Below are 12,462 nucleotides of genomic sequence, written 5' to 3' on the forward strand. Positions count from 1 at the left end.
TACGGCCACTCACCAGCACCGCAGCCAGCCCGTCATCGCATCCGCCGCGCGCGGCCGGCTGAGTGTGGCATGCCGCAGGCTCAGGTTGTCGGGTATGTACCGGCTGGTGCGGAGCCGGCCGCCTGCCCGCTTTCAGAGTTATCTCGGTTGCGCCCGTCGGCCAAGCGCGCCCCATTTGCGAGAATTGTGGTGATTGGTAGCGGTTTCCTGCCGACTACCCTTTGCTGCTGGCGCTGTAGGTTGTCTGATCCAATGGACCGTCGGCATCGGTGCGGTCGGAAGGCGAGTTTTGGACGCGTTCGAAGTTCATCGTCGATTGATCGAGGATTACCGCACCTTCAGCGAGGGTTTCGTGGATGTCCACGACGAGCGGATCAGGGCTCGTGTGGAGCAGGAGGGCGCTCGGGGGGCGCAGTGGCCGGCGCCGTGGTCATCATTGAACCCATCCTTCGCGTCCGGGGGGCGTGTCGACTATCTGGTTCGTGAGGGTTTGCTGCACCAGGAGTGCTCACGCATCTTCCGGGTGAAGAAAGCGCCGGAGGATCGCGGCTCGGTACCGATTACGCTGCATCGGCATCAGAGTGACGCCGTGCGGGTGGCCCGCACCGGTGCCTCATACGTGCTGACCACTGGCACGGGGTCGGGTAAGTCGCTGGCGTACATGGTGCCGATCGTGGACCGGGTGCTGCGGGAGGGGTCCGGGCAGGGCGTCCGGGCGATCGTGGTGTATCCGATGAACGCCCTGGCGAACAGCCAGCGGGAGGAGATGCGCAAGTTCCTGGAGTTCGGGTACGACGGCCGGCCTCCGGTCACGTTCGCCAGGTACACCGGCCAGGAGACCGAGGACGAGCGCAGGGCGATCCTGCGGAACCCGCCGGACATCCTGCTCACGAACTACGTGATGCTGGAACTGGTGCTTACCCGGCCGGATGAGCGGCGCCCTCTGGTCGAGGCAGCGCACGGCCTGCGGTTTCTAGTGCTGGACGAGCTACACACCTATCGAGGCCGGCAGGGCGCGGACGTGGCAATGCTGGTCCGCCGTGTACGTGATGCGTGCGGTGCGGGGCAGTCATTGCAGTGTGTGGGGACGTCGGCGACGATGGCCAACGCGGACACGGTGGCCCGACAGCAGGTCGAGGTGGCCGATGTGGCGTCCCGGATCTTCGGGACACCCGTCATCCCGGATCATGTGATCACCGAGACGTTGGTGCGGGCGACCACCACCCGCGACGCGTCGGCGGCGGCGCTGGCGGCGGCGGTCGCCGCTCGCGGCGATGCGGAGTCGGACGATCCGGTGTTGCGCGCCGGGTATGAGCGGCTCGGCTCGGATCCGCTGGCTTCGTGGATCGAGGACAACTTCGGGGTACGGCCTGAGCCGGAGAGCGGTCGTCTGGTGCGGCAGACGCCGATGAAGGTGGATGATGCAGCGACGGCGTTGTCCGGGATCACCGGCCGTCCGGATTCCGAATGTGCCACCGCTATCCGGGCGACGCTGCTGGCGGGGTCGCGTGCGCGGGACGAGGACACCGGCCGGCCGTTGTTCGCTTTCCGGTTGCATCAGTTCCTGTCCAAGGGCGGCACGGTGTATTCCACCCTGGAGCCTGTCGCGGCCAGGGAGATAGAGACGACGTTCCAGGTCGTGTTGCCCGGCAGTCCGGAGCGGCGGTTGTATCCGCTGGCGTTCTGCCGTGAGTGCGGCCAGGAGTACCTGATTGTCCGGCGGCAGAGTCAACTGAAGAAGGCGGTGTTCAGGGCCCGTCATGGGTTGCGGATCACCGATCGCGATGACGGCTATCTGTTCGTGTCAGCGGATCGGGAGTGGCCGGCCGATCCGGTGGCGGCAGGGCGTCTGCCGGCGTCGTGGCTGGGGACCGGCGGTGCCGGGCACGAAATCGTGCCGGCCCGGCGGCGTGACGTCCCGGTCCGGTATCGGGCGGCGGCCGACGGAACCGCTGAGCTGGCGGATGCCGCCGGCGAGGCCGGCGGGGTGATCGCGGCGTGGATGCCGGGTGCGTTCCGATTCTGTCTGCGCTGTGGGGTTTCGTACGAGCAGGTCCGCAGCAACGAGTTCGGCAAGCTCGTCACCCTGGACCGAGAGGGCCGCAGCAGCGCGATGACGGTGGTGGCCGCCAGCGTCGTGCGGGCGCTGCGGGGGCAGCCGGAAGCCGCGCTGGGCATGGACGCCCGAAAGCTGCTGACGTTCGTCGACAACCGCCAGGATGCCAGCTTGCAGGCGGGGCATTTCAACGATTTCACGCTGGTGGTGCAGTTGCGTGCGGCGCTGTATCGGGCTGCGGCGGCCAGCGATGACGGTCTGGACCCGCTCGACATCGGTGTCGAGGTGACCCGGCGGCTGGGGTTGCAGCCGGCTGACTTCGCGTTGGCACCCAAGTCGCTGGATCTGCGCACGGCGCAACGTGCCCTGCGCGCGGTGGTCGAGTTCCGTGTGCTGCGCGACATCCAGCGGGGCTGGCGGGTTACGTTGCCTAACCTGGAGCAGTCGGGGCTACTCGTGATCGATTACCCGTTGCTGGTGCCGCTGTCCGAGAGTGACGACGAGTGGGACGGCACGCACAAGCTGCTGGTCGAGGCGGAGCCGGGCCAGCGGTACGAGGTCATGCGGGTCCTGCTGGACGAGATGCGGCGCGTGCTGGCCGTCGATGCGGAGGCACTGACGCCGGAGTTCGTGGACCGGCTGCGCCGGTTGAGCCGTGAGCACCTGACCGGGCTGTGGACCGTGCCTGAGACCGAACCGGATCCGATTATCGGGCTGGCCATCCCGGGCAGGGGCGGGCAGTACCGGCCCCGGCATGCGCTGTTCCTGTCGGGGCTGGGCAGCTTCGGCCGGTGGCTGCGGCACAAGGACAGGTTCGGGCAGCAGCTGTCGCCGACGGTTGCCGATGACGTCATCACGGCCCTCATGAAGCTGCTGGAGAAGCACGGCGTGCTAGCGAAGATCGTCGAACGGGGTGAGACGGCGTACCGGATGAAGTCGTCGGCGATGCTGTTGCGGGCCGGTGACGGCATGGCGGGTGCGCCCGACCCTGTTCGGCGCCGGTTCGAGGCCGATCAGCGCCCGAGGGTGGTGCCGTTCTTCCGCGACCTCTACCTCGATGTGGGTTCCCAGCTCGCCGGGCTGCGGGCGGCCGAGCACACCGCGCAGGTGCGTCAGGAGGTTCGGGAGGAACGTGAGCAGCAGTTCCGGGAAGGGACGGCGCTGCCGCTGCTGTTCTGCTCGCCGACGATGGAGCTTGGTGTCGACATCTCGTCGCTGAACGCGGTCGGGATGCGCAACGTGCCGCCCACACCCGCCAATTATGCGCAGCGCAGCGGCCGGGCGGGGCGGTCGGGGCAGCCGGCGTTGGTCGTCACTTACTGTGCCAGCGGCAACAGCCACGACTCGTACTATTTCGAGCGCTCCCACCTGATGGTGTCCGGGCAAGTTCAGGCGCCGCGGCTGGATCTGGCAAACGAAGACCTGATCCGCTCCCATGTACATGCGGTGTGGATGGCCGAAACCGGCGTGCGGTTGGACCGGTCGATGGCCGAGGTGCTGGCGCTGGATCTGCCGCGGCAGCCGGTACGCCCAGAACTGGCGGCGAAGCTGCAGCGGCCCGAGGTCGCGACGGCGGCCCGGCATTCCGCGCAGGAGTTGCTGCGTCCGCTCCATCCGGCGCTCGAGGAGTCTGCCTGGTGGTCGCAGGACTGGGTCGGTGAGGTGATCGACGCGGCGTTCGACACCTTCGACGCGGCGTGCGGCCGGTGGCGGGATCTTTACACCACGGCCGATGCCGAACGGCAGGCGGCAACGGAGTTGGCCGCCGATGCGACGGTCTCCCGGCAGGTCCGTGAAGACGCCGACCAGCGCTATCGGGAGGCACGTCAGCGTATCGAGCTGCTGCTGAATCAATCCGACGACGCCGGGCAGAGTGACTTCTACACCTACCGGTACCTCGCGTCGGAGGGGTTCCTGCCCGGGTACTCGTTCCCGCGGCTGCCGCTTGCGGCGTATGTGCCCGGTAACCGGGGCAGAGGAAACACCTGGTTGCAGCGGCCACGGTTCCTCGCAGTCTCCGAGTTCGGGCCGGGGGCGCTGATCTATCACGAGGGCGCCCGCTATCAGGTGACCAGGATCAGCCTGCCACGCGGTGGCGACGATCAAGGCAGCGGCGAAGTCGTCCGCACGTCGGCTCGGGTGTGTGACGCGTGCGGCTATCACCATCCCCGCCAGGTCGGTGTCGACGTGTGCGAGAGCTGCGGGCAGCGGCTCAACACCACGTGGCGGGACCTGTTGCAGATGCAGACGGTGATCACCCGGCGGCGCGAGCGAATCAGCGCGGACGAGGAGGAACGCAACCGGATCGGGTTCGAGTTGCGAACCACCTACCGGTTCGTGCCGCGCGGTGGGCGGCCAGGACGACTCGTCGCCGAGGTGCTCACCGCCGACATGATGCCGGTGGCGACGATGGCGTATGGCGACGCCGCCGAGATCCGGGTGACCAACCTCGGCCGCCGCGCCCGCAAGAACAAGGACACCCACGGTTTCTGGCTCGATCTGGTCAAAGGGCGCTGGCTGTCGGAGAAGGAAGGCACCGCCGAGGCCGACCCGTCCGACGAGGAGATGGAAGCCGGCTTCGAGGATGTCAACCGCAAAGCACTGATCACGCCGTACGTGGAGGATCGCCGCAACATCATGGTGCTGCGGTGGGCCGAGTCGGTCAGCGACGAGGAAGCGGTCACCTTGCAGTACGCCGTCGAGCGGGGCATCGAGGCGGTGTTCCAACTGGAGGACGCCGAGCTGTCCAGCGAACTGCTGCCGGACGCCGACGACCGTGGCAGGGTCCTGCTGGTTGAGGCGGCCGAGGGCGGTGCCGGCGTGCTGCGCAGGTTGCAGTCGGAACCGGACGCCCTGCGGCGCATAGCCGTCGAGGCCTTGCAGATCATCCACGTCGACCCCGCCACCGGGGCCGAGAAAGACGATGCCTGTGTACGTGGTTGCTACCGATGCCTGCTGTCGTACGGCAACCAGCTCGTACACGAGCAAATCGACCGTCGGCTCATCGTCTCGGCCCTACAGCGCCTCGGTGAGGCGAGCACCTACCCGGTCGACGCTCGCCCGCCCGCCGGACGAGCCGCAGACGGCCCCGAGGCAGGTGTGGACGAGTCCGGAACGCTCGGCAGACTGTTGCGGCTGCTACGCGAGCACGGTTACGTGATGCCCAGTCAGATCGACGTGGAGATCGAAGGCATTAAGGCCGATTGGGTCTACCCGAACGCTGCCGTGCCCACGGTTGTCCTCGTCGACTTCGAGGGACACGGCGGCCGGGACACCGAACCCCTGATCTTCGGAGGCTGGAACGTGATCCACATCGACGCGAACGATGACGTGCTCGGCGTCGTGCGCGCAAACCCGGGCGTCTTCGGCGAGGCCACCCGATGACCGCCACCTCACTGCCGGCGCAGCGCGGCTTCCCGATCGGCTCGCTGGTCAGCGCCCGCGGCCGGGAGTGGGTGGTGCTGCCTGGCAGCGACACCGACTTTCTGATCCTGAGGCCGCTCGCCGGGGGTGACGCCGACATCGCGGGAGTGTTCGTCGAAGAGGGCGTCATGCACGCCACCTTCTCCGCACCGGACGCTACCGATCTTGGCGACGACCGCAGTGCCCGCCTGCTTCGCGATGCGCTGCGGATCGGATTCCGGGCCAGCGGCGGCCCGTTTCGCAGCATCGCCTCGCTCGCCGTCGACCCACGCCCGTACCAGCTCGTGCCGTTGCTGCTTGCGTTGCGGCAGGAGACCACCCGGCTGTTGATCGCTGACGACGTTGGCATCGGCAAAACCGTCGAGGCCGCCTTGGTCGCCGCCGAACTCGTCGCGCAGGGCAGCGCCCGCCGGATGACCGTGCTGTGCCCACCCAGCCTCGCCGAGCAGTGGCAGTCGGAGTTGCAGGCGAAGTTCGGGATCGCGGCCGAGCCAGTGCTGCCCGGCACCGTCCGCCGCCTGGAACGCGGCCTGGAATACGGGCAATCGATCTTCGAGCGATATCCCTACACGATCGTTTCCACCGATTACATCAAGTCGGACATGCGCCGCGACGACTTCCTGCGAGCCGCACCGGAACTGGTCATCGTGGACGAGGCACACGCCTGCGTCAGCGACGAGACCGGAGCCGGAGGCCGGGGCCGCACCCAGCGGTACCGGCTGCTGAAGGATCTCGCCGCCGACGCTCACCGGCACCTGATTCTGGTAACGGCGACCCCGCACAGCGGTAAGGAAGAAACGTTCCGCAACCTGATCGGGCTACTGGACCCAGCCCTGCGCGACATCGATCTGGCCGGCGAGACCGGCCGGCGCGCCTTGGCGTCCCGGATGGTGCAGCGCCGCCGCGCTGACATCCGCGAATACCTCGGTGCCGATACGAAATTCCCCTCGGACCGGGCCACGGACGAACGCACCTACGAACTGTCGCCGCAATACCGCACCCTGCTCGACAACGTCCTCGGCTATGTCCAGGGGCAGATCACCGACCACAGCGGCAGCCGCGTGCAGCAACGCATTCGATGGTGGTCCGCCCTGTCGCTGCTGCGCGCGCTGGCCTCCTCACCTGCCGCGGCTGCGGCCACCCTCACCACCCGGGCCGCGTCCGCCAGCGCTAGCACGGAACAGGCGGCTGACGCCACCGGAGCAGCCCTGGTGCTCGACCTGATGAACGACGACGCGCTCGATGTCGCCGACGCTGTACCCGGAGCAGTCGTCGACGATAGCCCCGGCCGCACGGGCAGTACCACGGACCGGCTGAACGACCTGCGCAGCCAGGCCCTGGCCATCGCGCAGGAGTCTGACGCCGAACGGCGCAAAAGCCTGGACACCAAACTGGCGCTGGTCACCGCCACCGTGAAACGGCTACTGAAGGACGGTTTCCACCCGATCGTGTTCTGCCGGTTCATCCCGACCGCCCACTACCTTGCCGACCACCTCACGGAGGTGTTCCCGAAGGCCGTCGTCGAGGTGGTCACGGGCGAGTTGCCCCCAGAGGACCGCGCCGCCCGAGTCCGGGACCTCGCCGACCGGGCTGGCACCACCAACAAGGTCCTCGTCGCTACCGACTGTCTCTCCGAGGGCGTTAACCTGCAACACGACTTCCAGGCCGTGGTCCACTACGACCTGGCCTGGAACCCGACCCGCCACGAACAACGGGAAGGCCGCGTCGACCGGTTCGGCCAGCCTCGCGACATCGTCCGCGCGGTCACCCTCTACGGTGCCGACAACGTCATCGACCGGCTCGTCATGGACGTCCTGATCCGCAAGCACGAGGCGATCCGCCGCGACCTCGGCATCAGCGTCCCCGTCCCGGCCACCAGCGACCAGGTCCTCACCGCCCTGCTGGACGGGGTCATGAAACGCGGCACCGCCTACATCCAGGAGACCCTCGAATTCGACCTGCCCGAAACCCGGCAACTCGAATTCGACTGGCAGAGCAGCGCCGAGGCAGAACGTCGCAGTCGCAGCCGCTACGCCCACCACACCATCCGCCCCGACGAAGTACGCCGTGAGGTCGAAGCCATGCGGGCCGCCCTCGGCAGCCCCGACGACGTAGCCGGATTCGTCGCCACCGCCCTACAGGAGTGCGGCGGCATCCTCACCCGCGAGCCGTACGGATTCACCGTCGAACCCACCGGCCTGCCCGTCGGTCTACGCGACACCCTCGGCCAACCCGCCAAAGCCATGCCGTTCCACCGGGATCTTCCCGCCCCGCGCGGCGCTGCCGTCCTGGCTCGCACCGACAGCACTTCGGCCGGCATCGCCCGCTACGTCCTCGACGCCGCTCTCGACCCCGCTCTGCCGGCCGACGCGCGGCCCGCCCGGCGATGCGGTGTGATCGTCACCGACGCCGTCACCATCCCGACTGTGCTGTTGCTGACCCGCGTACGCGCCAACCTCACGCTTCCCGGCCGCTACGGTCCACATACCCAGGTCGCCGAGGAAGCCCGCCCACTCGCCTTCACCAGCACGCCATCGAACCCCCAGTGGCTCACTCCCGAGGCCGTCGAAACCCTGCTCGCCGCCCGGCCCGATCACAACCTCAGCCCCGACATCGCCCGCAACATCATGACCGGGATCCTCGCCGCCCTGCCCGCCATCACGGGCCACCTCGACCAGATCGCCCACGACCTCGCCGATTCTCTACGAGACGCACACGTCCGGGTCCGCACCGCCGCCCGAGGCGACCGCGCCGGAGCGCTCGGCATCCGGGGCCTCACCGTCGACCCTCAACTCCCCGTCGACATCCTCGGCGTCTACCTCTACCGGCCGGCATCCATGAAGACGGGAGCAACCGCGTGAGCAGTCCCGGACTCCAGGCCATCCACGCCGTTGGCGGTGTCGTCCCACCGGGCCTCCTTGCCCGCATCCAAGCCGGAGAACTCAAGAATCCGGCTGGCCTCACCCCGGCCTCATACCACCTCATCGGACGAGAAACCGTCCGCGACGCCGCCAGCCGCGCCTGGTCCTACCTGCGTAGCGCGTGGGCCGCCTGGCGCGAACACACCACCAACCAGGCACCTGGAGCGCACGGCACCACTGCCGCCCAGCAACGCTGGCTGCTCGTTCTGCTCCGTGAACTCGGCTACGGCCAGGTCCCTGCTCTCCCCAGCGGCTACACCATCGACGAACGCAACTACCCGGTCAGCCACGCCTGGCAACACGTGCCCATCCACCTACTCGGCCCCACCGCCGACCTCAACCACCGCAACCTCGACCTGCCCGGCGCAGCCCGCGCCCCTCAGGCCATGCTGCAAGAACTACTCAACCGCAGCGACGACCACCTGTGGGGCATCCTGTCCAACGGGCTACGCCTGCGACTGCTGCGCGACTCCACCGCCCTCGCCGGATCCGCGTACCTCGAATTCGACCTCGAAACCATTTTCGACGGCGAACTATACCCAGAGTTCCTGCTGCTCTGGCAACTCTGCCATGTCTCTCGCCTCGAACAGCGCCCCGACGACACCGGCACCACTACACCAGCAGGCTGCTGGCTCGAAATCTGGCGCGGCGAAGCCGCCGAAGCCGGAACTCGGCTGCTCGACCGGCTCCGCGATGGCGTTGCCGACGCCATCGCCGCACTCGGCACAGGATTCATCCGCCACCCCGCCAACCAGCCGCTGACCACCGCCCTGCGCAACGGAAATCTCAGCACCGCCCAATACCACCGCGCGCTGCTGCGCCTCGTTTACCGGCTGCTGTTCTGCTTCGTCGCCGAAGACCGTAACGCTCTCCTGCACCCCGACGCCGCCACCCAAGCCCGCGAGCGGTACCAGCACTACTTCTCCACCGCCCGCCTGCGCCGACTGTCCCGCAGCCGCGCTGGCAGCCCTCATCCCGACCTCTGGCACGCCCAGCGCCTCGTGCTGCGGGCTCTCGGCGGCAACGGACATCTGGGCCTCGGCCTACCCGCCCTGGCCGGGCTGTTCGACCCCGACCCGCGCCTGCCCGCCCTAGACGGCCTGCCCGTCGACCCGCTGCTCGGCTGCGAACTCACCAACGAAGACCTGCTCAGCGCCATCCGCAAACTCGCCTGGGTCGCGTTGCCCGGACAACGGATCCAACCCGTCGACTACCGCAACCTCGGTGCCGAGGAACTCGGCAGTGTCTACGAATCGCTGCTCGAACTCGTCCCTCGCCTCGACCTCACCGACCGCGTGTTCCGCCTCGTCACCATCTCCGGCAACGACCGCAAAACCACCGGCTCCTACTACACCCCGCCCAGCCTCGTCTCCGTGCTGCTCGACACCGCTCTCGACCCGCTGCTCGACGAGGCCGTTACCGGTGCGGCCAATCCTGCCGACGCGGAAACCCGGCTGCTCGCACTGACCGTCTGCGACCCCGCCTGCGGCTCCGGCCACTTCCTTGTCGCCGCAGCCCGCCGCATCGCCCGCCGGCTCGCCCAAGTCCGCTCCGGCGACGACGAGCCCACTCCCGCCCAGGTCCAGCACGCGCTACGCGAAGTCGCCGGCAACTGCATCTACGGCGTGGACCTCAACGACCTCGCCGCCGAACTCGCCAAAGTCTCGCTCTGGATGGAAGCCCTCGAACCAGGCAAGCCCCTAGGCTTCCTCGACGCCCGCATCCGCATCGGCAACTCCTTGCTCGGTGCCACTCCGGCCCTTCTACACGGAGATGTTCCCGACGGCGCTTTCAAAGAGCTCGAAGGCGACGACAAGGCGACCGCCGCCGCCGTCCGTAAGAACAACAAGGCACAAGCCACCGTCAGAGTCTCCATCCAACCCGGCACAGAACGGGGCTACGCCCAGGACGCCTTCGTCTTCAGCAGCGGGCCGGACGTCTCGAACGCCGACCTCGCCGCGCAACGAGCCGCCCTGCTCGACCTGCCCGACGACGTCAACGCAATCCGCGCCCAAGCCGCCCGCTGGGAAAAGCACGAACAGTCAGACGCCTACCAGGCCAAACACCGCCACGCCGACACCTGGTGTGCCGCGTTCGTATGGCCGATGCCCGCCCGCGTCCCTGGCACCGACTACCCGGTGCCCGAACCACCCACCAACGCCATCATGCGCGCCATCGCCGCCAGCCCACTCGACGCGACCAACGACCAGTTCACCGGGTACGCCCAGCACCTCGCCACGCAATACCGGTTCTTCCACTGGCACCTCGAATTCCCCGAGATCTTTCAGGTCGACGAGACGACCATCGAGACTACTGCGCAAGGTTGGGACGGTGGGTTCTCGTGCATCCTCGGTAACCCACCTTGGGAAAAGATCGAGGTGAACAAACAGGAGTTCTTCGCGTCGCGTGATCCTGCGATCGCCGAGGCGCCTAACGACGCAGCCCGCGAATTGCTGATCGATGCACTTGCCGAGGAAGATCCAGTTCTCTTTGCGGAGTATCAACACGAGCGCCGCCGAATCGATGGCGTAACCGCCTTTGTTAGACACTCCGGCCGGTACGTGCTTACCTCGTCCGGACGCCTAAACACCTATGCGGTGTTCGCCGAAGCAGATCGATCGCTAATGAGCGCGATCGGGCGGCTCGGCATCATCGTGCCCACCGGAATCGCCACCGACTCGACCACTCAGCGGTACTTCCGCGACATCGTCGAACAGCGCAGCCTCGTCGCCTTATACGACTTCGAGAACGAGGACAAAGTCTTCCCTAGCGTGCACCACTCCTACCGGTTCGCGCTGCTCGCACTCTCCGGCAGGCCGTTCGGGCAGGCGACGCTCGCGTTCCGGGCACGGCAGGCTACGCAGATCCCCGAACGCTCGTACGCCATCACACCCGACGAGATCATGCTTCTGAACCCGAATACCGGCACCTGCCCTGTCTTCGTATCCCGCCGCGACGCCGAGATTACCATCAACATCTTCCGCCGGGCTCCCGTCTTCTGGCTGGATCACGGCCCCATGAACAACCCTTGGAAGGTCTCTTTCGCACAAGGGCTGTTTAACATGGCCACAGACTCTCGGCACTTCGTCACTGCTGACAACGCGATCGGGTCTGGCTGGACTCTTGAGGGAAACCGTTTCGTGCAAGACGGCAAGCAGCTCCTGCCGCTCTACGAGGCTAAGATGGTGCATCACTACGACCACCGCTTCTCGACTTACGAGGGTGCCACGCAGGCTCAGCTCAACGTGGGCACGCTGCCGCGACTTAGCGACGCTGCACACAACGACCCGTCTCTCGGTGCCCAACCCCGCTACTGGGTACCCGAATCCCTGGTCAACGGGAAACTCGCCGCCGACCCCGAGCGAGGCAAGCCCGGCTGGCCGCACGACTGGCTCCTCGGCTGGCGCGACATCGCCCGCAGTATCGACGAACGCACTCTCATCGCGACCGTGATCCCTCGCGTCGGGGTCGGGCATACAAACCCATTGGCGCTCTCGACGCAGAGCCCTTTGCTCATTGCCTGTCTCCAGGGCAACCTGAGCGCCTACTGCGTGGATTATGTCGCACGGCAGTGCCTGACCGGAACTCACCTCACGTATACGGTAGTGAAACAGTTGCCGATTCTGGCTCCCGAACGATACGGCAGCGCGACGCCGTGGAGCGCTACGGAGCCATTGGTCGAGTGGGTCACGCCTCGGGTGCTGGAGCTGAGCTACACCGCGTACGACCTGGAAGGTTATGCCGTCGAGTTAGGGGACGATGGGCCGCCGTTCGTGTGGGATCGTTCCCGGCGGGCCACGCTGCGGGCGGAACTCGACGCCGCCTACTTCCACCTCTACGGCGTCGGCCGTGACGACGTCGACTACATCATGGACACCTTCAAGGTCGTGCGCGAGCGCGACGAGAAGGCGTACGGCGAATACCGCACCAAACGTATGATTCTGGAGATCTTCGACGCCATGCAGGAGGCCACTGTGACCGGCGTCCCGTACGTCACGGCGCTTGCTCCGCCACCCGGTGCCGGCATCCGCCACCAGGCCCGGAAGGAAACCCTCGGATGAG

At 67.4% G+C, this 12,462-nt stretch carries 3 protein-coding genes; all 3 read left to right on the top strand.

All coding sequences use genetic code 11. The features are described 5' to 3' along the window. Window positions 1-289: 289 nt before the first annotated feature. The 3 genes from ACVMYR_RS28335 to ACVMYR_RS28345 are packed head-to-tail and all read left to right on the top strand — an operon-like array spanning window position 290 to window position 12,461. A complete protein-coding gene (locus ACVMYR_RS28335) occupies window positions 290-5,440 on the top strand; it encodes a DEAD/DEAH box helicase (protein WP_457123228.1) in 5,151 nt (1,716 codons plus the stop codon). Then, a complete protein-coding gene (locus ACVMYR_RS28340) occupies window positions 5,437-8,340 on the top strand; it encodes a helicase-related protein (RefSeq protein ID WP_457123229.1) in 2,904 nt (967 codons plus the stop codon). The genes ACVMYR_RS28335 and ACVMYR_RS28340 overlap by 4 nt, the downstream gene beginning before the upstream one ends. Next, window positions 8,337-12,461, top strand: a complete 4,125-nt coding sequence (locus tag ACVMYR_RS28345; RefSeq protein WP_457123230.1) for an Eco57I restriction-modification methylase domain-containing protein — start codon at window positions 8,337-8,339, stop codon at window positions 12,459-12,461. Before ACVMYR_RS28340 ends, ACVMYR_RS28345 begins: the two co-directional genes overlap by 4 nt. Window position 12,462: the final 1 nt, after the last annotated feature.

It is taken from the genome of Micromonospora sp. PTRAS2 (assembly GCF_054052245.1).